The organism is Nitrospirillum viridazoti CBAmc, from assembly GCF_000730165.1.
Taxonomy (GTDB): domain Bacteria; phylum Pseudomonadota; class Alphaproteobacteria; order Azospirillales; family Azospirillaceae; genus Nitrospirillum; species Nitrospirillum viridazoti.
This window is the reverse complement of sequence record NZ_CP022111.1, coordinates 688603-711450: the sequence shown is the minus strand read 5'-3', so window position 1 is coordinate 711450 and position 22848 is coordinate 688603. Positions and strand designations below refer to the sequence as shown.

The window sequence follows — 22848 nt, the reverse complement described above, 5'->3', positions numbered from 1 at the left end:
GGCGGCGGAACAGCGGCACCCTGCGCCGTAAAACGGCCCCCGGGCGGGGACCTGACTGACGGGAGCCGCAGCGTTCATGGATAGCGATTTCCATCAGGGGAATATATCTCCGTCGTCCCGCCCGCAGGGCCCAATCCTGAAAACAGGAACACTCCGGAAGGCCCGGCTCGCGCCCCTTCCGCGACAACCCCTCAATCCCGGAAATGGCAGGCATGACGAAGAAATTGGCGGGCAAGGTGGCCCTGGTCACCGGCGGCTCGCGCGGCATTGGGGCCGCGACCGCGAAGGCCCTGGCCGGCGCGGGAGCGGACGTGGCGATCAGCTACCTGGCCTCATCCACCCTGGCCGACACTGTGGTGCGGGACATACGGGCGGGAGGTGCCCGCGCGGCGGCGTTCAAGGTCGACCAGGCCAACCCACGCGAGGTCGAGAGGCTGGTCGGCAGTGTCGTGGCCCAGTTCGGCCGTCTGGACATCCTGGTGAACAACGCCGGCATGTTCGCCACCGGTGACGTGGACGATCCCGACTGCGACATCGAGGCGCTGACCCGGCAGTACGCCGTGAACTTGACCGGGGTGGTCACCGCCATCCGCGCGGCGTCACGGGTATTGGCGGATGACGGCCGGATCATCGCGGTGGGCGCCTGCGTGGCGGCCCGCGTCGGCTTCCCCAGCCTGGCCGACTACACCGCCGCCAAGGCGGCCGTGGCCGGCTATTGCAAGGGGGCTGCCCGCGATCTGGCCCCCCGCGGCATCACCGTGAACGTGGTGCAGCCCGGGTCCATCGACACCGACCTCAACCCCGCCAGCGGACCCTTCGCGTCGGTGCAAGCCGCGATGAACGCCTTCGGGCGCTATGGCCGACCGGAAGAGGTGGCGGCCGGTATCCTTTTCCTGGCGAGCCCCGATGCCTCCTTCGTCACAGGCTCGGTCCTGACCATAGATGGCGGTTACGGGGCCTGATGCCCCCCAGCGAGCCGTGTCCTGCAGCAGATCCGCCCGCCTAGCAGGCCACGCCCGGGAAGGGAATGACCTCTCCATCCCGCCCCTCGCGCGCCGGCCAGGGCCGCGCGGGACCAACGGCGCCATCCAGCAGGCCGGACGCCAGCGGGCAGGCCATGTCCTGCACCAGGGTCACCATGAGGTCGCGGGCGGCCACCAGATCGGCTGTCAGCAATCCCTCGGTGAAGCGGCCATGGATGCCATACACCAGCGCGTGGGCATCGGCGGACCGGCCTTGGCTGCGCCAAAGCCGCGCCAGGCTGACGGCCGCGCGCAGCTCCCACGACAGGGCCTCCTGCTGCCGCGCCCAGGCCATCGCGTCGTGGAAATGGGCCTCCGCCGCTTGCGCGGCGCCCATGCGTACGGCGCTGGAACCATCCTCCCGCATCAGCAGCTCACCCTTGACGCGCAGCAGTTCCGGCATGGCCCAGCGGATACCGCGCGTCTCCGACCGGCTCAGCGCCTGATCGATGACCTGCAGCCCTTCACTCACCTGACCGGCCTGACCCAGGGCCTCCGCCCATTCGCCCAGATAGCCGATATAGCGTAGGGCGAAGTTGATCGCCTCCAGGTCCGCCATCGCGGCGCGCATTCCGGTCAGGCCGGCCGCGCGCTCACCGCGCAGGGTCTGCAGCCGATGCTTGAAATAGCGGCCCATCACCGCCCACGGCCCCAGGCCATGGCGGGTGGCCTGGTCCTGCAGCAACCCGACATAACGGTCGGCCGCGGCCAAATCCCCCACCAGCAGGGACACCTGGCAGGCCGCGGTGGACAGGGCATACCCCAGCGTCAGGGCATGGTCCATGGCTTGCGCCTCCTCCACCGCCATGGCCACCATGGCCGCCGCCTGGTCGGGAAAACCCTGGATCCATAGGATGACGGACAGGGGCACGCACGCCGCAACCCGCTGGTCGTACTGGTAACGCACCAGGTGACCGCGATGATTGGGTCGGACATAGCGGCGCAGCCCATCCTCGATATGCCGCCGGCCGGCGGCATGATCACCAATCAGATGCAGGGCGAAGCCCCGAATACGGTCGGCCGCCATCAGATCCACCGGGTCGGCCGACCGTACCGCCACGGCGCGAAACTGCTCGGAAATCTCCAGCGCCTGGCTGTAGCGGCCCTCATTGAAGATCTCGACGTACAGGCCCCACAGGGCACGCAACTGATAGTCGATGTTGTCCAAATGGCGCGCCAGGGTCAGCGCCTGGCCCAGCACCGCGCGGATTTCCGGCCCCGGCCCTTTGGTGTAGATCAGCGACAGGCCCAGGGCCGCCAGCAGGCGCAGCATCCGTTCCGCATCCGGGCCCGGCACCAGCTCCGCCGCCGCCGACGGCGGCACAATGTCCAGTGCACGGCGCACCGCTTCGCGGCACTCGTTCATCAGCGACAGCTGCATCCATAGCGGCACGGCCGCGGCGGTCAGGGAAAGGCCCAGGCTGGCGTCCCCCTCGGGCCCGAAAGCCCAGATGAGGGCGGCGCGCAAATTGTCGATCTGCCGGCCGTAGACCTCCAGCCATTCCGCCGTGGGCCGGTGATCCCATTCCTGTTCCGCCCGCACCAGCAGGTCGCGGTGGCATTCGGCATGCCGGCGCAGCAGGCGAGGCAGCTCCCCGCTTTCCATCAGCTTTTCCAGGGCGTAGGCCCGGGTCATCTCCAGCAACTTGTAGTGGACACAGTTACCGCTAACATCGGCGATCAAAAGCGACTTGGCCACGAGGTTCGACAACGCCACCAGAATGTCGGTCTGGCTGAGCAGCGTGTCGCCAGCCACGGTCGCGGCGGATTCCATGGTGAATCCGCCAGCGAAAACCGCCAGGCGATGCAGCACCGTCCGCTCCGCCATGGGCAGCAGTTCATAGCTCCAGTCCAGCATGGCGCGCAGCGTCTGGTGCCGGGGCAAGGCGGTGCGCCGGCCCCGTACCAAGAGGGCGAAGCGGTCGTTCAAACGGGTGGCCAAGCCGCGCAGCCCGAACAGGTCCAGGCGGGCGGCCGCCAGCTCGATGGCCAGCGGGATGCCGTCCAGGCCACGGCAGATCTCGGACACTAGCGACACGTCCGCATCAGTGAAGGTGAAGGTGTCGACACAGGCCGCGGCCCGCTCCACGAACAGGGCCACGGCGGAATAGCTCAGGGCCTGTGCGGCGTCGATGGAGGCTGTCACCGGCGGGGTTTCCAGCGAGGCCAGGCGCTGCACCCATTCCCCCTCAGCCCGCAGCGGCTCACGGCTGGTGGCCAGGATGTGGACGCCCGGCGCGCCCCGCAGCACGGTCTCGGCAAGCACCGCCGCCGTTCCCACCACATGCTCGCAATTATCCAGGATCAGCAGCAGGTTCTTGTCCTGCAGGATGGCGCCCAGATCGGCGATGCGGTCGACCGAGACGCCGAGGGCCCCGGCCAGCACACTGGCCGCCAGCGTGGCATCGCCCAGGGCGGCATCCGTCACCGGCGCGAAATCCACAAAGCGCGCGCCATCGGCATAACCGGCCGCGGCCGCCTCGGCCAGGGCCAGCGCCACCGTCGTCTTGCCAATGCCGCCCGGCCCGACAAGGGTGATGAAGCGACGGGCGGGCAGTTGTTCGGACAGGGTGCGGACAAGCGCTTCCCGCCCCACGACGCGGGTCAGCCGAACGGGCAGGTTATGGCCCGCCAAGTCCCCGCCCGCGCCGCCGGGCGCGGGGGGCGGCGCCAAGGTGACCGGTTCCGGCACCCCGTCCGAGCGCGTCACCGGCGCCACGAAGCAATAGCCCCGTCCGGGAACATTGGCGATGTAGCGGGCGCCGTCGCGGCCTTCGCCCAGGGCCTTGCGCAGGGCGGCGATGTTGACCCGCAGGTTGGCGTCGTCGACATAGGTGTCGGGCCAGACATTGGCCACCAGGTCGTCCTTGGCCACCACCTGGCCAGCGCGTTCCGCCAGCACGATCAGGATATCCAAGGCCCTGCTGCCGAGGCGCAGCGGGGCGTCACCGTCCAACAGGATCTTGCGACCCGGCGAAAGGCGGAAAGGGCCGAACGTGAGCAGCCGTTCGGAGCCTGAACCAACCGTCGTATCGGTCATGCCACGCCCCCCACGGTCCCACCCCCTTCGCGGCCAGGACCCGCCGCCAGGTCCCCGACAAAATGGCGATATCGGCCGCAACCCGGCCTACAACGCATCAATCCCAATGAAACCCGCCAAGCAATACCTTCATGGATAGAGATGTTCATGGAAACCGGAACAACAGGCGGAACCGTTTGAACATACGGCCGTATTCCATAAGACACGACCAGAGGAATGCCGGCCGGCCTGCCGCCAGCGGACGAAATGATGCTGGCGCATGAGATCGCGGCGGGCAATCCTCCAGGAGGCAATACCCCATCGAGACAGCCAGATTTTAAAAAATTCCGCAGTTTTCGCCTATTCGCCTCGTCCCCATGTCCATTTCGTTATTAGTGGGGCGCCGGTTGACGGCAACTTACAACAAATTACAGCACTTAATTCGCCATCAGGGCGGGCTAACGGCAGACTTCCCCCATCGTAAGGACGGCCTTCCGCGGTGTGCGGGGGCACCCATGACGGGGGCAGCCATGATGGACGCAAGCCAAGGGAATATCGAAACGCCGGCCGCCGCCGACACCGGGTGGATCGCCGCGATGGTGGTGAAGCTGCTGGACGACGCCGGCGACATCCTGGACAGCGACCGCGATGCGGCGCGCGCCTGCATCGCCCGCGCCGCCGCCTTCCTGCGAGGGGAGGCTACCCCCCTGGGCGTTCGGGCGGACGGGGCCGGCAAAATTGCCCAGACGACCCGAGAGGCGGCCAAAGGCACGTCACCCACCGCGTTGCCATCGCCAGCGACCACCGAGGCCATCCGCGGCGGCCTGGCCCCCTGGCAGATCCGCCGGGTGATCAGCCATATCGACGCCAATCTGGCCGGTACCATCCGCATGGACGACTGCGCCACCGTCACCCGGCTCAGCACCCGCTATTTCTCGCGCGCGTTCAAGAGCAGCTTCGGCGTGCCGCCGCACACCTATGTGGTGCAGCGTCGCATCCAGCAGGCGCAGCACCTGATGTTGACTACCCAGGAACCGCTGTGCCAGATCGCGCTGGCCTGCGGCCTGTGCGATCAGGCCCATTTCTCCAAGCTGTTCCGCCGCGTCGTCGGCCTCAGCCCCAGCACCTGGCGGCGGCAGTGGCGCGACGCCCCGCTGGAACCGGTTGACCAGACCGAGGCGGCCTAACCCCGCCCCTACAGGGGGACGGACTGGAAGCTGGCGCGGTACTGGCTGGGCGTCATGCCCATGTTCTTGACGAACACCAGGCGCATGCGGTTGGCGCTGCCGAAACCGCTACGGAAGGCGACCGTCTTCAAGGGAAGGTCGCCGCCCTCCAGCAGGTTGCGGGCGGTGTCCACCCGCGCCCGCTCCACGAATTCGGCGGGCGTCACCTTGGCCTGCTGCACAAAAACACGGGCGAAGTTGCGGGCGCTCATGCCGGCCACCCTGGCCATGCTGGCCACCGTATGCGCCTCTGCCACATGCTGCATGACATGGGTCTGCACACGGGCGACGGGGGACCCATCATCCGCCGGCAGCGTGAGATAGGGGCTGAACTGCGACTGGCCGCCCTGGCGCTGCGCCACGACCACCAGACGCTTGGCCGTCGCCAGCGAAATGGCGGCCCCGTGATCCTCCGCCACCAGGGCCAGGCACAAGTCGATGCCGGCGGTGACGCCGGCCGATGTCACCAGCGGCCCGTCGCGCAGGTAGATGCGGTCCAATTCCACCCGTGCGGCGGGGAAGCGGACCGCCAGCGCCGGCGCATCCTGCCAGTGGGTGGTGGCGGCGCGGCCGTCCAGCAGGCCGGCGGCCCCCACCACGAAGGCGCCGGTGCAGATGGAGCCGTAGCGCCGGCAGCGTGGCGCCGCCGCGCGCAGCCAGTCCGCCAGCGCAGGGTCCACCGGCCCCCTGGACAGATCCGGGCCACCCGCCACCAGAAGGGTGTCGAAGCGATCGGCGACCGGGTCGATGATCCGATCGGCCGCCAGGTACAAGCCGTTGGAAGCGCGCATCGGCCCAGCCGTCGTGCCCAGCACGGTCAGGGCGTAACGATCCTGCGGCGGCAGGAAGCCGTTGGCCTCCGCGAAGACATCCAGCGGCCCCGCCACGTCCAGGGCCTGGACGCCGGGAAAGATGGCGATGGCGACGGTACGCACGGCGGGACACCCGACTTCTGGTTCGATGGCTGGAACCTTGGCGGAAGAGATGCTTATCTTGGCAGGAAACGACGTATGGGTGCAATTGCTGCCAGAGCCGGACTGGCGTGAAATCGGCGGCGTCTCCACATCCTCTATAGGAACGCCGCAATGACTACCCTGCCCAACAACTCCCCCTCCTCCGGGCTGCTGCCCGTGGCCCCCGCCTCCTTCTTCGCCATGACCCTGGGCCTGGCCGAAACCGGCAACGCCTGGCGCAACGCCACCGATCTCTGGCGTCTGCCACCAGTCGTGGGCGAGGCCTTGCAGGGCCTGGCGCTGCTATCCTTCCTGTGGTGGGGACTGCTGTACGCCAACAAGTGGATCAGCCACCAGCCGGCGGCGCTGGCGGAATTCCGCGACCCGGTGCAATCGGCCTTCGTGGCCCTGATCCCGGAATCCATCATCCTGTCGGCGCTGGCCCTGCGCCCCTATGTGCCGGTGCTGGCCGTCGCCATCTTCGCCCTGGGCTCCGCCACCAACCTGGCTTACGGCGCCTACCGCCTGGCGCAGAACTGGAGCCGGGAGCGCGAGCCTGGGCACACCACGCCGTCGCTGTACCTGACCTATATCGCCAGCGTGCTGGTGAACGCGTTGGCCGCCGGCCTGTTCGGCTACACCGAACTGGGCTGGGCGCTGCTGGGCGTGGGCAGCCTGTCCTGGCTGGTGACCGACAGCGTCATCACCCAGCAATTGTTCGTGGGCGGCCTGGCGGCCAAGACACGCAATTTCATGGGCATCTACATGGCCCCGCCGGTGGTGGCCCTGGTGGCCTACCAGGTGCTGGCCGGGCGGGAGGCCAGCCTGCCCCTGACCTACATCCTGCTGGGCTACGCCCTGTTCGTTACCGCCGGCCTGACCCTGGCCTATCGCTGGCTGCGGGAGCAGGCCTTCGCCCCGGGATATTGGGCCTACACCTTCGGCGTCGCCACGCTGGCGCAGGGCCTGATGATTTTCTCTCCCCGGGCCGGCAGCCCGGTGGTCGACGGCTTGGCGGCGGCGGCACTGGTCGCCACCACCCTGCTGACCCTGGCGGTGGCCGTTGGCAGCATCGGACTGCTGGTCCGGCGCGCCTATTATCCGGCAGCGCCCGCACCCTCCCCCGCGCGTTGACCCCCGCCCCTTGATTCGCACGCCGTTTACAACATTTCACTGCACAACCGCGTCCGACGGCGCCACCATCGTCGCGCGACGGGCTTCCCCCACGGGACCGGGTGGCGCCGCGGCGCTTGCGATACACGGGTATGCAGCGGTGGCGACAACCTTCCGGCACCCCACCCAATTGACCAATAGATTGAAAATCTCTTGAGTTTTGCACGTCAAATCAGGGCATATTGCCGGGGCAAGAAAGGACCCCATGCAGATCACCAGCAACAGCTTCCGTGATGGCGGCCGCCTGCCCGATGCCTGCGCCTACGCCGTCGCTTCCAGCATCGGCCGCGTCCGGCCGGGACCCAACCGCAATCCCCATGTGGCGTGGAGCGACCCGCCGGCGGGGACGCGGTCCTTCGTGCTGACGGTGCACAGTCCCGACGCGCCGCACCGCTGGACCGACGCCAACCGGGAAGGCAGGACCCTGTCACCCGACCTGCCCCGCGTACCCTTCTATCACTGGATCCTGATCGACCTGCCCACCCGGACGCGGGAAGTGAAGGAGGGCCGGCACAGCGCCGGTATCACCAACCGCGGCAAGCAAGGCCCCTCGGCGCCGGAACCGCCGGGCGCCCGCCACGGCATGAACGACTTCACCATCCTGTTCCTGGAGGACAGGGCGCGGACGGGCGACTATTACGGCTATGACGGCCCCTGCCCGCCGTGGAACGACAGCATCTTCCACCGGTACATCTTCACCATCCATGCCCTGGACATTCCCCGTCTGCCGGTGGTGGGGCCCATCAACGGCACCTCCACCCTGCTGGCCATGGCGGGGCATGTGTTGGACCGGGCCAGCATCGTGGGCGGCTATTCCCTGAACCCGGCCCTGCTGGGCGCCAATTGACACCGGTCACCTTGGGACGCCCCCCTCAAGGGCCCGGCGTCTCCACCGCCACGCCGGCCGTCCGGCCCCGCAGCGGATACAATGCCGCCAGGCTGATGAGGGCGGCGCCAGCCAAATAGGCGCCGACATAGGGCAGCCCGCCCGACTGGGCCAGGGACTGCGCCAGCACGGGCGCGATGCCGCCGCCCAGGATGCCGCCCAGGTTGAAGGTCATGGACGTGCCGGTGTACCGCACCCGCGCCGGGAACAGGCTGGGCAGCCAAGCCCCCAGGGGACCGTAGACGAAGCCCATGACCAGCAGCGCCAGGCACAGGAACAAACCCACCACCGTCAGCGAGCCGCTGGCCATCATCGGGGCCAGGGCCAGGCCCACCAGCGCCGTCATGACGCAGCCGACCATCAACACCCGCCGGGGCGAGGCCAGGTCCGCCCACCAGCCGGCCGCGATGATGCCCACGGCCAGGAACAGGATGGCGCCCAACTGCACCCCCAGGAAGGCCGTGCGGCTGTAGCCCAGGGTGGTGGTGCCGTAGCCCAGGGCGAAGGCCGTGGCGAGGTAGAACAGGGCGAAGCAGGCGATGGCGGCGAAGGTGCCGCCCAAGGTCTGGCGGGGGAAATCGCGCGCCACCTCGGCCAACGGCACGGCGGGCGGCGGCCCTTCCTCCAGCGCCTTGGCAAAGGCCGGCGTCTCCGTCAGCTTCAGGCGCACCCACAGGCCCAGCAGCACCAGCACGGCGCTGCCCAGGAAGGGCAGGCGCCAGCCCCAGTCATGGAACTGCGCCGGCGTCAGAAATTCCCCCAGCAGCAGGAACAGCCCGTTGGCAGCGATGAACCCCACCGGCGCGCCGATCTGCGGGAACATGCCGTACCGGGCGCGGTGGCTGGGCGGCGCGTTCTCCACCGCCAGCAAGACGGCGCCGCCCCACTCCCCACCCAGGCCGAAGCCCTGACCGAAGCGCAGGACGCACAACAGGAAGGGGGCGAGCCAGCCGATGCTGTCATAGGTGGGCAGCAGGCCGATCAGCACCGTCGATCCGCCCATCAACAGCAGCGAGGCCACCAGCGTGGACTTGCGCCCGATGCGGTCGCCGAAGTGGCCAAAGACGATGGAGCCCAGCGGCCGTGCCAGGAAGGCGATGCCGAAACTGCCGTAGGCGGCCATCAACTGAGCGGAGGGCGACGCAACAGGGAAGAACAGCGGCCCGAAGACCAGCGAAGCGGCGGTGGCATAAATGTAGAAGTCATAGAACTCCACCGCCGTGCCCACCAGGCTGGCGACGAGGATACGCGCCGAAGACGGGGTACCGCCCGCTGCGTTTGACATTTTATTTCAACCCCGATTTTCAACCATTCTTATCCGTTCCTTGGGGTATGGCGGGCGGACGCCATGAGGTCAAGGCCAAGTCCTGAGACACTCCCGCACACGGGGCCATTGACAGAAGTTATGAAATATAACAGTGTTGGCCAAGCACGGTTCGCAGAAGGCCGGCGGGGAGGATACCAAGCATGGCTCCAGCACCAGACCGCGTTTGCATCTCCGACGGGCCCGCCACACGCTATGGCGGTCGACACCGCATCCGCACCGCGCAGTTTTAAGCACCGCCTGCACCCAAGTATCAAAACGTCGGCGCCCCGGGGCATCCGGAGGCCGCCCAATAAAATCCCAGGGAGGCATCATAAAATGGTAAAGGTTGCTTTACAGGTCCCTTCCGCGACGATGGCAACGGCCATGGCTTTGTGCCTGTCGGCATCGGCCCTGGCACAGTCGGCCCCTCAGCCCGCAAGCGACACGCTGCAGGACATCGTGGTGACGGCCGAACGGCGCACCGAGAACCTGCAGGACGTTGCCATCGCCGCCATGGCCATCAGTGGCGACAAGCTGGCCGACAAGGCCGTGACACGCCTGTCGGACCTGCAGTTCGCCTCGCCCGCCTTGACGGTGACGGATGCCGGCCTGACCCAGTCGGTCAATATCCGCGGTATCGGCCTGGCCAGCGGATCGCCCCAGGTGGCCAACGGTGTGGCCACATACATCGACGGCCTGTTCCAGCCGCCCATCGTCACCACCAACAGCTTCTACGACATCGCCAATGTCGAGGTGCTGCGCGGTCCCCAGGGCACGCTGGTGGGGTCGAACTCCACCGGCGGCGCCATGTTCATCACCAGCAAAAGCCCGGAGCTGGATCGGGTGGGGGGCTATGGCGAGGTGGCCTACGGCAACTACGCCACCGTGGCGACGCAGGGTGCCATCAACATCCCCCTGACCGATACGCTGGCGATCCGCCTGGCGGCCAACCATCGCGAGCACAACAGCTACTATGACGACGTCGGCCCCTATCACAACCAGCCCGGCGGCCTGAACGAGACGGATGGCCGCCTCGGGGTGCTGTGGCGGCCCGGCGCCTTCCAGGCCCTGCTGAAGGTGGAGGCGGCGAACAAGAACACCGGCGGTTACGCCTACCGCCCCATCCCGGGCACGCAATACGCCGACGACGCCGTGCCCGGCATCCGCAACCTGGACTACAACGCGCCGACGCAGAATTCCGAGCGCGCCATCATCAACAGCCTGGAACTGCGCTATGAGTTCGAGGACGGCATCACCCTGCGATCGTTGAGCGGTTTCCAGAACAAGCGCATCAACAACCTGTACGACAGCGACGCCACCGAGCCCGCGACCCAAACCGAGCAGCAGTACGTGCGCGAGCGGGAATGGTCGGAGGAGGTCAACATCCTCTCCCCCACCAATGGCCCCTTCAACTGGATCGTCGGCGGCTATTACCAGCGCAATAAGATCGATGTCGACATCCTGAACGAGAACGCGGGCTTCCCCACCAACATCGGCACCAAGAACAACAAGCTGACCACCGGCGTCTTCGCCCAGGGCGGCTACCAGATCACACCGGAACTGGAGTTGCAGGTGGGCGCCCGCGAAAGCTGGTTCCATGTCACCGGCGACGGCGGCGTTTACATCGGCCGCGGCATCCCCGTCTTCCCCGCCAACGGCCTGCAGGTGGCCGACACCGCCGGCCGCCACGACGACAGCATGCCCACCGGCAAGGTGGCGCTGAACTGGAAACCGGACGCCGACACCCTGTTCTATGCCTTCGCCGCACGCGGCTACAAGCCGGGCGGCTTCAACTCCTCCACCTCGGAATTCAGCCCCGAGACGGTGTGGGATTACGAGGTGGGCTGGAAATCCACGCTGCTGGACGGCCACCTGCGCACCCAGCTGGGCGCCTTTTACAACGACTACAAGGGCTTCCAGTTCGGCCGCATCGACCTGACCAACGGTCAGAACGGCGTCGTCAACTTGGCCGACGCCACCATCAAGGGCGTCGAGGGCCAGGTGCAGGCCAAGTTCGGCGCCTTCGGTGCCGACGCCGGCTTCGCCTATGTCGACAGCCAGTTGGGGTCCATCACCGTGGTCGACCAGCGCCTGCTGCCGCCCGGCACCCTGGGGCCGCAGTGCCCGGCGGGCACGGCCAGCAACCCGCCCGTCTGTTTCGACTACACCGGCTATCTGCGCACTGGCGGCGGCGGGCCCAACCTGTTCTCCCCCAAATGGACCGGCAACGCCGGTGTCGACTACACCATCGACCTGCCCAGCGGCATGACCCTCACCCCCCGCCTGAACCTCGCCTATGTCGGGCCCAGCTATACCGACATCCTATATTCCCGCGTGACCGACTACCTGGCCGCCCGCACCCTGTTGTCAGCCCTGGTCACGCTGCGGTCCGGGGACTGGACGGTGGAGGCCTACGCCACCAACCTGACCGACCGGAAGTATGTCACCGGCCAGTCCGGCAACAATGAGTTCTACGGCGCGCCGCGCGAATACGGCCTGCGCCTGCACCGCGAGTTCTGACGGAGAACACCTATGCCCCTGTATTCCCGCGCAGCCCTGGGCCTGGCCGCCGCCACCAGCCTGCTGGCCCTTTCCGCTGGCGCCCGTGGTGCGGCGGAACCCGACCTGAAGGGCCGTTGCCTGGCGCTTGAAAAGACCATGGCCGGCCATTGGCCGGACGCCAGCACCCACATCGTGTCCGCCACGCCCCAAGCGGCTGGCCCCTACACCCTGTCACCGACGATGCCAGGCGCGTTGGGCGGTCCCGTGCAGTTGCCGGAACACTGCGAAGTCTACGGCGTGATGCATGAACGCACCGGCGCCAACGGCCAGGCCTACGCCATCCGCTTCCATGTCCGCCTGCCCGCCGCCTGGAACCAGGGCTTCTTCTTCCAGGGCGGCGGCGGCACCAACGGCGATGTCGGCAACGCCATCGGCCCAACGGGCTCGGACACGATGCCGGCCATTCTGCAAGGCTATGCCGTCGTCAGCCAGGATTCTGGCCATGACAATCAGCGCAACATGGATCCGAGCCATGGCGGGATCGCCGCCTTCGGCTTCGATGCCCAGGCGCGGGCGGACTACGGCAACGCTTCACTGAAGCCCGTGGCCGACGCCGCAAAGGCCCTGGTGGCGGCCTTCTATGGCGCCGCCCCGCACCGCTCCTACTTCGTCGGCTGTTCCAAGGGCGGTGAGGAAGGCATGGTTTTCGCCCAACAGCATCCGGAGGAATTCGACGGCATCCTGGCCAGCGCCCCCGGCTTCGCCCTGCCCCGCGCCGCCCTGGCCCAGGCCTGGGACGTCCAGGCCTTTGCCCCCCTGGCCAAGGGACCGGACGGTCAACCAGCCCTTTCGCGATTGCCTGTGACCTATAGCGAGGCCGATTTGGCCCTGGTGAACGACGCGGTGCTGGAGGCGTGCGACGCCGATGACGGTGCCAAGGACGGCATCGTCGGCGCCTTCGCCCAATGCACAACGGCCAAGGTGATGCCAGGCCTGAAGGCCCGCACCTGCGCCGGCGCCAAGGCTGATGGCTGCCTAAGTCAGGCGCAGGTAAGTGCTCTGGTCCAGTCCCTGAACGGCCCCCGCACCAAGGCGGGCCGGCCGATCTATAGCGACTGGCCGTGGGACAGCGGCATCGCAGCCCGCGGCTGGCGCGCGTGGAAGCTGGGCTTGCCGGAGCAAGGCATGGGCCCAACCCTGAACGTGGCCCTGGGCGGCGTCTCTCTCGCCTCCATCTTCACGACACCGCCCACGCCCCTGCCGCCGGATCCGCAGGCGCTGCTGCGCTGGCAGATGGGGCTGGACATCGACCAGACCGCGGTGCGGCTGACGGCCACCAGCGCCGCCTTCCCCCGCTCCGCCTGGCAGGACGTGTCGGCACGCTCGCCCGACCTGTCCGGCCTCAAGGCGCGGGGCGCCAAGCTGATGGTGCCGCACGGCGCCTCCGACCCCGTGTTCTCCATCAACGACACCCTGGCCTGGTGGCGGGAGGTGGATGGCCGCGAGGGGGGCAAGGCCGCCGCCTTCGTCCGTGTCTTCCCCGTGCCGGGCATGAACCATTGCGCCGGCGGCCCGGCGACCGCCCATTATGACGCCTTCAGCGCCCTGGTGCGCTGGGTGGAGCAGGGCCAGGCGCCGGACCGCATCCTGGCCAGCGCCGGGCCGGACACCCCCTGGCCCGGCCGCACCCGGCCCCTGTGCCCCTACCCCAAGGTGGCGCGCTACAAGGGCGCGGGTGACCTCAACAGCGCCGACAGCTTCGACTGCGCGTTGTGAGGGCCTTACGCCGCCTCCGGGGCCACGGCCTCGGGGGCGGCGTCTTCCGGCCGGCGATGATGCCGGCCGACGCACAGGCCAACGCTGGCGATCAGGGCCAGGATGGCCAGGCCCTCCAGCACGGTGGGCCACCGCGCGTCCCAAAGAAATCCGTACAGCAGGGCGAACAGCGTCTCGAACAGGATCATCTGCCCCGTCAGGGTCAGGGGCAGCAGGCGGCTGGCCCGGTTCCAGAGGGCGTTGCCGACCACGCTGGCGCCGATGGCCACACCCGCGCTGACGCCCCAGAACAGGGCCCAATCGCCAACGGCATGGGGTGTGGTGTGCCAAAGGAAGGCGGGCACGGCCAGCAGCAGGGCCAGGGCCCCGGTGGCGACACCGGTCAGCAGCGACCAGTCATGCGCCGACACGGCGGGCAGACGGGCCAGCCAGCGGCTGTTCAGCACGGCGTAGATGGTCCAGCAGGCCAGCGCCCCGCCGGCACACGCCAAGCCCAGCAGTCGTTCCGCTATCGAAATGTCGCTGACACCCGGCCGCCCCATCAGGTCGACGCCGATGAGCGATACGCCGGCCACCCCCAGGAGCAAGGGCAGGATCAATGCCCGCAGGGGAACCGCCCCTTGCTCCCGGCTGCCCACCAGGGTGACGGCCATGGGCAGTAGGCCGATGACCAGCGAGGTGGCGGCGACGCCGGCCAGGTGCACGGCGCTGGCCAGGAAAATGTAATAGACGATGTTGCCCAGCAGGCTGAGGCGCAGCAGCGCCAGCCATTCCCCACGCCCCACCTGGGCCTTGAGCACCCGCCAGCGCGGCAGGATCAGCGCCCCCGAAACCAGGCCGTACAGCAGATAGCGCGATGCCGCCAGTTGCAGCGGGGAAAAGGCTTGGAGCACCCGGGGGCCCAGGAACACCACGCCCCAGAACGCCCCCGCCATCACGCCACAGCCGATCCCGGCCAGTATGGTCCTATCCGTCTTCATGACCCTTCCCCTTTCATCGTCCTGAAAATGGCGACGGGGCGGCCAAACCTATAGACGGTTCCTCCAATTGTTTGGGCTCGGACTATTGCCGCTCAAGGATAATCCTGCCGCGTGTGCAGAACGGCCAGCACCTCAATGTGCGTGTCCAGCACCTGATAAATCACGATGTAGTTCGGATGAGCGACGATCTCACGTGTGCCAGGAACCCGGCCGGGACGGAAAAGATACGGATGCTCGGCTGCCGGAAGGACGGCATCCTCAATGATCTGCCGCATCCGACGGGCAGCAAAAGGGTTACGGTCGGCAATGAATTGAATGATATGCGCCAAATCATTCCGGGCTGAGTCACGCCAGGAGATGATCAGCATCAGAAGGGCCTACGTTGCAGACGTGGCATTGCGCTTGGCGACACGCTCTTCAGCGCGGCGGATAATCTCATCCATCTCCGCCATAACAGCGTCATGCGGAATAAGTGGGCGGCCGTCTTCCTGGCTAGCGCGCACCTTCTCCCGGAACCAACGGTCGTAGCGGGCCGCTGCTTCTTCGGATTCATGTTCCGACACAATGGGAGATAGAGCGCTCATGAGCATAGAATAACAAAATTTCGGCCGGGGGCACAGGCCGTCTTTGGAACCAGGCGCGTCCCTTACTGTCCCCGCCCATGCTGGCGGCGGTAGGCGGCAGGGGTCAGGCCGACGGCGCGGCGCAACGCGCGGGTCAGCGCGCTCTGGTCGGCATAGCCGGACTGATAGGCGATCTGGGCGATGGGCAGGGTGGTGCTGGCCAGCTGGTCCATGACGCGGGCCAGGCGCAACGACGCGACGTAGGCCTGGGGCGTCTGGTCCAGTTCCTCCCGGAACAGGGCATGCAGCCGGCTGGCGCTGAGGCCCGCCGTACGCGCCATGACCTCCACCGTCCAGGGCCGCTCCGGCGCCGCCTCCAACCGGGCCAGCAGGGCATGCAGGCGGGAGGCCGGGCGGGCCGGTTCCGCCATCAGCGTATCCAACAGCAGGGGCGTCCAGTGCCGGGCGAGGCCGTCCAGGTTCCGGCCGCCCCCATCGGCATTGCCAGCGGTCAGGGTAATGAAGTCCAGCAGGCGGCGCACGGCCGGCGTCATGGGCAGGAAAGTACGGCGGCCCAACCGTTCCAGCATGCGCTCATCCGGCGCACCTGCCCCCTCACCGCCGGCGCAGTCCACGATCAGGAAGCGGTTGTCGCCCTCGGCCCGCTGGCAATGCACCTCCCCCGGCAGGACGAAGGCGGCGACGGCGGCATCCACCCGTCCCCCACGTCCGCCCACCTCCATCTCCAGGGTTCCCTGACAAGGCAGCACGATCTGCGCATGGTCATGGGCATGGCAAAACCCGGCCGACCGATACCGGCGGAAGCTGAGATGGCTATCGGCGGAGGAGGCGGTCATGGCATGCGGGCGCAAGTGGGCCAACGGGGGTTGAGAGGTCAACCCATCGTGTCACGGTTGGCGGCCCCGGGAAAGCGCCACCAAGAGCAAAGCCGTCCATACCAGTCACGCCGATCAGGGCCCCTCGGCGCAGAGATCCGGGGCGGGAAGAAAAAGATGACTGATGCGGCGACGATCGCGAGCATCAGTCTGGCAACTATCTGTTAACCAATAATTTTCCGATGGATCCCCGGATATTGGCGCAGTACCGGAGATTAAAAATAATTTTAGACTCTTGAAAGCGTATTTAATTTCTTAAAATGCCATCACGCCCTCTAATCAAATGATCAGCGATACTGATGGGGATCGGCATTGGAAAAGGCCGACCTGGATGACGCTAGAGAAACGAAGCCAAGTTCTCAAGCTTTAGTCTTTGAGAAATGTATCCCGTCAGCCCGAAATCAGCTGCCGGGCGTGGCATTTCCATGCCGCGGACAAGAAAAACCGTCAAATGTGGGAGGGTCTCTCGTGACCTTGACGATGAACTATGCCTTGGCACCGGCATACCGGGCGCCCTGCGGACGCATGACGCCCGCGACCGGGGGCCTGTGGGCCATGACCGCCGTTTGTGCCCTGCTGGCCTTGGCACCGGCCACAGCCCGCGCCAGCGACGCCGACGAACTGCGCAAGCTGCGCCAGCAGATGCAGGAGGCCCAGGCCCAGATGGCGGCCCAGGCCAAGGCCATGCAGGCGATGCAGGACCGGCTGAACACGCTGGAGGCGCAGCAGACCCAGACGGCGGGCCAGACAGCCGCCAGCACCCAGACGGCGGCACAGGCCGCGCAACAGGCCCAGGCCGCCCAGTCAGCGGCGCAAGCGGCGCAGAAGGTGGCGGACGCGGCCGCCCATCCTCAGTTGCCCAAGGACGGCAGCCTGACCTTCTACGGCATCACCCTCTACGGCGCCGTCGACATGGGCTTTTCCTATCAGTCGCACGGCGCGCCACTCAGCCCCTATTATCCGCCGGGGCTGGACTATCTGGTCAGCAAGAACGGGAACAAGGGCATCGCCTCACTGGCCCCCAACGGGCTCAGCCAATCCAAGGTCGGCCTGCGCGGGTCGGAGGAATTCGCCGACGGATGGTCGGCCCTGTTCAAGGTGGAGACGGGTTTCAACCCCCAGTCGGGCCAGTTGGCCGATGGACCGCATTCTATGGCCGCCAACAACGGCCTGGCGCTGACCAAGCAGACGGCGAACGGCGATTCCAGCCACGCCGGCCAGGCGTTCAACCGCGCCGCCTATGTAGGGGTCAGTTCCCGGGAGTGGGGCACCGTCACCGTCGGCCGCCAGAACACCCTCCTGGCCGACAACATCTTCGCCTATGATCCCCAGCAAGCCTCCTACGCCTTTTCCGTCATCGGCTTCTCCGGCCTGACCGGCGGTGGCGGCAGCACGGAGGATTTCCGCCTCGACAACACCGTCAAGTACACGAACCAGTTCGGCCCTCTGCGGGTCGGCGCGCTGTACCAGTTTGGCGAGGACAATGGCGGCATGCATGGCAACGCCCTGCAACTGGACGCGGGCGCCGATATCGGTGGCCTGTCCTTCGATGCGACCTACGCGCAAAAACAGGACATGGTGTCAGCCGGCAGCCTGAGCGCAGCGCAGGTGACGCAGGCGACGGCGCTGGGCTACAACCCCGGCAACTCCCTGGCGGCCACCATTTCCGACAACACCTCGTACGCGCTGATGGGCTCGTACACGCTGGGCCCGCAGTGGAAGCTGTTCGCGGGGTATGAGTACATCGATTTCGCCAATCCCTCCGTTCCCTTGCGGGCCGGGGCGACCGACATCGGCGGGTATACCCTGGCCTTCGTGAACAACAGCGCCTTCGTCCACGACAAGATCATCCAGGTGACCTGGGCCGGCGCCCGCTATGCCGTCACGCCCAAGGTGGATTTGTCGGCGGGCTACTACCACTATGGCCAGAACAGTTTCGGCACCAAGAGCTGCGCCGACGCCAGCGCGGCCACCTGCTCCGGCACGCTCAATGCCTATTCCCTGGTGGCAGATTATCGCTTCGCCCGCCGCTTCGACGCCTATCTGGGCGTCATGTATTCCGAGGTTGCGGGCGGCATGGCAGCGGGTTACCTGCACACCGACAACATCTCTCCCACAACGGGTGTCCGGTTCAACTTCTAGGACCTGCCCCAGAGCGAAGCGGGCGGCGAAAGCCGCCGCCCGCTGTCCGGCGCCTCAGTAGCGGTCCTCATCGATCCGCTTGTCCATGATGGCGTGCTCCACCGCGTGCCGCGCCTCTTCCAGGTGATGGAAGGCGGCATTGCGCCAACCCGCGGCGTGGGGATTGTCTTCCTCGGACCGCAAGTCGCGCTCGGCGGTGGCGATCAGGTCCAGTGCCTTGGTGAGACGGCCCCGGTGGTTGATGTTGGTGTCGATGGGCGGGTTCCAGTTGGGGTCCTTGCCATCGTCATAACTGGCGTGGCGGATTTCGCCGATGGCGCCGTTCACATGGTCGATGGCGGCGAACTGGTCACGCACCACGTTGTATTCCGCCGGGCGATCCAGCAGGGCGCGGGCCATGCGCAGATCCGACAGGGCGTGCAGATAGGCGGGGTGGGCCGGCTGTGCGTGCGCCGGACCGGGTGCGGTGGCGCAGGCCGACGCGGCCATCAGAACCAGGGCGGCGCCCAAAACTTTGACATGCTTCATGATGGTTTGCTCCTTCCTTCCAGGCGGCGGTTACCCCCAACCGGGCCCGTCCGTCCTTTCGTCCGCCCACGGTCGCGGCGGATTGGAGCCGAAATGGGGCGCGGCGGCGGCGTGTCCACGGCACGTCCCGCGCCAAAACCGCGCACCCGAAAGATGCATGACCTATAGACCAGCACGCCACCAGCAACGTTAACTTGCTGAAATCTATAGATTATTGACAAAAGCCCAGGCCGTGCCTGCCGCAGCGGCCAAGCCTTCCGGCGGCGACGGGTCGCCCTATTCCCGCCGTATCACCCAGCGAGAACCGGTCCACGACCTGATCAACGCGAGGTGCCCGGCACCATGGAAAGCACTGTAATATTGGGCAGCCTGTCCGGGATAATGAGCGCCTACAACCTGTCCCAGGGCCAACTGGGCTGGTCCATGCTGCTGGCCCTGAAGCAGACCCTGGACCGGCATCTGGCCCAGGATGAAGCCGAGGACGGAACGCCCGCCGACGGCGGGCTGCCCGGCACGTCCTCTTAACCCCCGCTCAGGCGGTCAGGCGACCGCCGGCGCTGGCCTTTTCCCACAACAGGGGCGCCGGCTTCCAGAACTGGCTCTGATAGCCCTCCAGGAAGCCCTCCATCAGGCGCAGCACATTTTCCAGCCCCAGGCTGTCGGCGTGGAACATGGGCCCGCCCTTGTGAGCGGGGAAGCCGTAGCCGTTGAGATAGACGACATCGATGTCCGACGCGCGCTGGGCGATGCCTTCGCCCAGCAGGGCCGCCCCTTCGTTGGCCAGCGCCAGCAGGCAGCGGGCCACAATCTCCTCATCTCCGATGACACGGGGGCTGAGGCCGAATTCCTGGGCAACCTCCTTGGCGTGGGCTTGGGCCAGGGCATCGACCTCCGGATCCGTTTCCCGCGCCCGGCTGGCCGGGTCGTACTGGTAGTAGCCCTTGCCCGTCTTCTGCCCGAACCGGCCCAGCGCGCAAAACTTGTCGGGGAAGGTGGAATAGGGGCGTTCATCGCCCAGCGCCTTGCGCCCGGCGCGGATGGCGCGGCCGATGTCGTTGCCCGCCAGGTCCATCATGGCGAAGGGCCCCATGGCCATGCCCCAGCGTTCCAGGGCGCCGTCCACCTGCCAGGGCAGCACGCCTTCATCCACCAGGAAGTAGGCCTGGCGCAGGTACTCCTCGACCATGCGGTTGCCGATGAAGCCGTTGCAGACGCCGGCAACGACGCCGACCTTGCCCAGCTTGCGCGACAGCGCCATGGCCGTGGCCAGCACCTCGGGCGCGGTCTCGGCCCCCCGCACCACCTCCAGCAGGCGCATCACCGGCGCCGGGCTGAAGAAGTGCAGGCCCACCACGCTTTGCGGCCGGCTGGTGATGGCGGCGATGGCGTCCAGGTCCAGGGTGGAGGTGTTGCTGGCCAGGATGGTGTCCGGCCCGCAGACCTTGTCGAGCGTGCGGAAGATGTCCTGCTTGACGCCCATGTCCTCGAACGCGGCCTCGATCACCAGGTTGACGGCGGCGCAGGCGGCGAGGTCGGTGGCGGTGTGAAGGCGGCCCAGGCGGCGGTCCCGTTCGGCCCCATCCATGCGGCCCTTGGCCACCGCGGCGTCATAGCCCTTGGTGATGCCGGCGACACCCTTCTGCACCCCGGCTTCATCCCGATCCAGCAGGATGACTTCCAGCCCGGCATTGACGGCCACGGTGGCGATGCCAGCCCCCATGGTGCCGGCGCCAATGACCGCCACGCGCTCGATGGCCCGGGGTTGCACGTCGGGGCTCAGCCCATCGATGCGGGCGGCGCGGCGTTCGGCGAAGAAGGCATACTGCAACGCCTTGGACTCCGGCGTCACCACCAGTTCGCGGAACAGGTTGAATTCCCGCTGCAGGCCCTGGCTGAAGGGCAGCTCCACCGCCGCCCGCACCGCCTCGATGCAGGCCAGCGGCGCCGGCAGCGGTCGCTTCAGCCCATCGATTTGACGCTGGAACCAGTCCGCCCCGGCGTCAGCGGGCAGTTCCGCCCGCAGCAAGGACAGGCGCGGCTTGCCACCGTCGCGGGCCGCTTGCCTGGCCACGGCCACCGCGTCCTCGACCAGGTCACCGGTCGACAGGGTGGCTAGGCCCAGCTTGGCCGCCTTGGCGCCGTTCACCGGCGTGCCGGACAAGATCATGTCCAGGGCGGCCTTGACCCCGATGGCGCGCGGCAGGCGCTGGGTGCCCCCGGCGCCCGGCAGGATGCCCAGCTTCACCTCCGGCAGGCCCAGGGTGGCATTGGCGGCGACCACGCGGTGGTGGCAGCCCAGCGCCACCTCCAACCCGCCGCCCAGGCAGGTGCCGGCGATGGCGGCCACCACCGGCTTGGCCGCCTGGTCCAGATCGATGATCACATCGGGCAGCGTGGGCGCGGCCGTGGCCCCGCCCCGGGTGCCCGAGGCGAATTCCTCGATGTCCGCCCCGGCCGAGAAGTGGCGCGTGCCGCCGGTCAGCACTACAGCCTCGACCTCCGGCTTGGTCATGACCATCGCCAGGGCGGCGCGCAGGTCGCGGCGCAGCGTCAGGTCGAAGCTGTTGACCGGCGGGCGGTTCAGGGTCAGGACGGCGACGCCGTCGCGGATATCGATGTGCACCGGCATGGGACGCGCTCCTTCTTGGCGGGGATTGGGCTTGGCGGGGATTGGGCTCAGACGGACTCGATGAGGGCGGCGATACCCTGTCCGCCGCCGATGCACATGGTGACCAGCGCCCGCCCGCCCCTACCCTTTTCATGGCCAACCCGGCGCAGCTCATAGACCGCCTTCACCAGGTTGATGGCGCCGGTGGCGCCCACCGGGTGGCCCAGGGAAATGCCGCTGCCGTTGGGGTTCACCCGATCAGGGTCGAAGTCCAGTTCCCGCGCCACGGCGCAGGCTTGCGCTGCGAAGGCCTCATTGGATTCGATGACGGTCAGGTCCTGGACCGACAGGCCGGTGCGGGCCAGCAGCTTGCGCGTGGCCGGGATGGGGCCGATGCCCATGTAGGCCGGGTCCACCCCGGCGTGGGCATAGCCCACCAGGCGGGCCAGCGGGGTCAGGCCCAGGCGCTTCACCGCCTCGCCCGAGGCCAGCACCACGGCGGCAGCGCCATCGTTGATGCCCGAGGCGTTGCCGGCGGTGACGGTGCCGTCTTTCTGAAACACGGTGCGCAGCTTGGCCAAATCCCCCGGCGCCAGATCCGGGCGCACATGCTCGTCCGTGGCGAACTGCACGGCCTGGCGCTTCACCGTGATTTCGACCGGCAGGATCTGCTCGGTGAACCGGCCCTCGGCCTGGGCGCGGGCGGCACGGCGGTGGCTTTCCAGGGCCAGCGCGTCCTGGTCATCGCGGCTGATGCCATAGCGCTGTGCCACCCTCTCCGCCGTCACGCCCATCAGATTGCGGTCGAAGGGGTCGGACAGAGCGCCGTTGAGGTAATCGACCACCCGGGCATCGCCCATCTTGCTGCCCCAGCGGGCGTCGGGCAGCAGATAGGGCGCGCGGCTCATGTTCTCCGCCCCGCCGGCCACCGCCACGTCGCAGTCGCCCAGCAGGATGCTTTGGGCCGCCGAGACCACCGCCTGCAGACCGGAACCGCAGAGGCGATTCACGGTCAGGGCCGGCACCTCCACCGGCAGCCCGGCGCCGATGCCGGCCACGCGGGCCAGGTAGGCATCGCGCGGTTCGGTGGGGATGACCTGGCCGAAGACGACATGGCCCACGGCGTCGTTGGCCACGCCGGCGCGGTCCAGCGCGGCACGGGCCACCTTAGTCGCCAGTTCGCCGGGGGCGATGTCCTTCAGCGCGCCACCGAAATCGCCGATAGCCGTGCGGACGCCGGAAACGATGAACACCTCGGTCATGGTGCT

The 22848-nt window shown here is 67.8% G+C and carries 18 protein-coding genes; 8 read left to right on the top strand and 10 right to left on the bottom strand.

What is annotated here, in order from left to right:
- Window positions 1-212: 212 nt before the first annotated feature.
- Window positions 213-962 (top strand): SDR family NAD(P)-dependent oxidoreductase, encoded by a 750-nt coding sequence (locus Y958_RS16505; protein ID WP_088873109.1) that lies wholly within the window; start codon window positions 213-215, stop codon window positions 960-962.
- Window positions 963-1002: 40 nt separating this feature from the next.
- Here the strand turns inward: Y958_RS16505 and Y958_RS32805 are convergent, their stop codons facing one another.
- Entirely contained in the window at window positions 1003-4062 is a 3060-nt protein-coding gene (locus Y958_RS32805) for an ATP-binding protein (RefSeq protein WP_088873108.1), read from the bottom strand.
- Between the two features lie 509 nt (window positions 4063-4571).
- On the opposite strand from Y958_RS32805, the gene Y958_RS16495 reads away from it, so the two are divergent.
- A complete protein-coding gene (locus Y958_RS16495) occupies window positions 4572-5228 on the top strand; it encodes a helix-turn-helix domain-containing protein (RefSeq protein ID WP_050898752.1) in 657 nt (218 codons plus the stop codon).
- A gap of 8 nt (window positions 5229-5236) precedes the next feature.
- On the opposite strand, the gene Y958_RS16490 is transcribed toward Y958_RS16495, so the two are convergent.
- Entirely contained in the window at window positions 5237-6202 is a 966-nt protein-coding gene (locus Y958_RS16490) for a GlxA family transcriptional regulator (RefSeq protein WP_088873107.1), read from the bottom strand.
- A gap of 150 nt (window positions 6203-6352) precedes the next feature.
- Here Y958_RS16490 and Y958_RS16485 point away from each other — a divergent pair, with 150 nt between their 5' ends.
- Both Y958_RS16485 and Y958_RS16480 read left to right on the top strand, forming a co-directional pair.
- Complete coding sequence (locus Y958_RS16485; RefSeq protein WP_088873106.1) at window positions 6353-7354, top strand: SLAC1 family transporter; 1002 nt, start codon at window positions 6353-6355, stop codon at window positions 7352-7354.
- Window positions 7355-7598: 244 nt separating this feature from the next.
- Complete coding sequence (locus tag Y958_RS16480) at window positions 7599-8240, top strand: YbhB/YbcL family Raf kinase inhibitor-like protein (RefSeq protein WP_088873105.1); 642 nt, start codon at window positions 7599-7601, stop codon at window positions 8238-8240.
- Window positions 8241-8265: 25 nt separating this feature from the next.
- On the opposite strand, the gene Y958_RS16475 is transcribed toward Y958_RS16480, so the two are convergent.
- Window positions 8266-9564 (bottom strand): MFS transporter, encoded by a 1299-nt coding sequence (locus Y958_RS16475; RefSeq protein ID WP_088873104.1) that lies wholly within the window; start codon window positions 9562-9564, stop codon window positions 8266-8268.
- A 405-nt stretch (window positions 9565-9969) separates the two neighbouring features.
- On the opposite strand from Y958_RS16475, the gene Y958_RS16470 reads away from it, so the two are divergent.
- On the top strand, window positions 9970-12105 hold the full coding sequence (locus Y958_RS16470) for a TonB-dependent receptor (protein WP_186291440.1): 2136 nt from the start codon (window positions 9970-9972) through the stop codon (window positions 12103-12105).
- Between the two features lie 12 nt (window positions 12106-12117).
- Window positions 12118-13863: a tannase/feruloyl esterase family alpha/beta hydrolase gene (locus tag Y958_RS16465; RefSeq protein ID WP_088873102.1), complete on the top strand. Its 1746-nt coding sequence runs from the start codon at window positions 12118-12120 to the stop codon at window positions 13861-13863.
- A gap of 5 nt (window positions 13864-13868) precedes the next feature.
- On the opposite strand, the gene Y958_RS16460 is transcribed toward Y958_RS16465, so the two are convergent.
- The 4 genes from Y958_RS16460 to Y958_RS16445 form a co-directional block, all read right to left on the bottom strand.
- Complete coding sequence (locus Y958_RS16460) at window positions 13869-14843, bottom strand: DMT family transporter (protein WP_088873101.1); 975 nt, start codon at window positions 14841-14843, stop codon at window positions 13869-13871.
- A 92-nt stretch (window positions 14844-14935) separates the two neighbouring features.
- Complete coding sequence (locus tag Y958_RS16455; RefSeq protein WP_088873100.1) at window positions 14936-15211, bottom strand: type II toxin-antitoxin system RelE/ParE family toxin; 276 nt, start codon at window positions 15209-15211, stop codon at window positions 14936-14938.
- Window positions 15212-15220: 9 nt separating this feature from the next.
- Window positions 15221-15427 (bottom strand): type II toxin-antitoxin system RelB family antitoxin, encoded by a 207-nt coding sequence (relB, locus tag Y958_RS32940; RefSeq protein WP_088874040.1) that lies wholly within the window; start codon window positions 15425-15427, stop codon window positions 15221-15223.
- A 62-nt stretch (window positions 15428-15489) separates the two neighbouring features.
- Window positions 15490-16263 carry an AraC family transcriptional regulator gene (locus Y958_RS16445; RefSeq protein ID WP_088874039.1) on the bottom strand — a complete coding sequence of 258 codons (774 nt, stop codon included), beginning with the start codon at window positions 16261-16263 and terminating at the stop codon, window positions 15490-15492.
- Between the two features lie 594 nt (window positions 16264-16857).
- On the opposite strand from Y958_RS16445, the gene Y958_RS16440 reads away from it, so the two are divergent.
- On the top strand, window positions 16858-18444 hold the full coding sequence (locus tag Y958_RS16440) for a porin (protein ID WP_244909550.1): 1587 nt from the start codon (window positions 16858-16860) through the stop codon (window positions 18442-18444).
- 54 nt (window positions 18445-18498) lie between these two features.
- Here Y958_RS16440 and Y958_RS16435 read toward each other — a convergent pair whose 3' ends face one another.
- The gene (locus Y958_RS16435) at window positions 18499-18972 is read right to left on the bottom strand and encodes a hypothetical protein (protein ID WP_004271953.1); all 474 of its coding nucleotides are present in this window, start codon (window positions 18970-18972) and stop codon (window positions 18499-18501) included.
- 342 nt (window positions 18973-19314) lie between these two features.
- Here Y958_RS16435 and Y958_RS31470 point away from each other — a divergent pair, with 342 nt between their 5' ends.
- Entirely contained in the window at window positions 19315-19497 is a 183-nt protein-coding gene (locus Y958_RS31470) for a hypothetical protein (protein ID WP_145727572.1), read from the top strand.
- Window positions 19498-19504: 7 nt separating this feature from the next.
- Here the strand turns inward: Y958_RS31470 and Y958_RS16430 are convergent, their stop codons facing one another.
- Together Y958_RS16430 and bktB are read right to left on the bottom strand one after the other, a co-directional pair.
- Window positions 19505-21601 carry a 3-hydroxyacyl-CoA dehydrogenase NAD-binding domain-containing protein gene (locus Y958_RS16430; protein ID WP_088873097.1) on the bottom strand — a complete coding sequence of 699 codons (2097 nt, stop codon included), beginning with the start codon at window positions 21599-21601 and terminating at the stop codon, window positions 19505-19507.
- 47 nt (window positions 21602-21648) lie between these two features.
- Entirely contained in the window at window positions 21649-22842 is a 1194-nt protein-coding gene (bktB, locus tag Y958_RS16425; RefSeq protein ID WP_088873096.1) for a beta-ketothiolase BktB, read from the bottom strand.
- Window positions 22843-22848 lie beyond the last annotated feature (6 nt).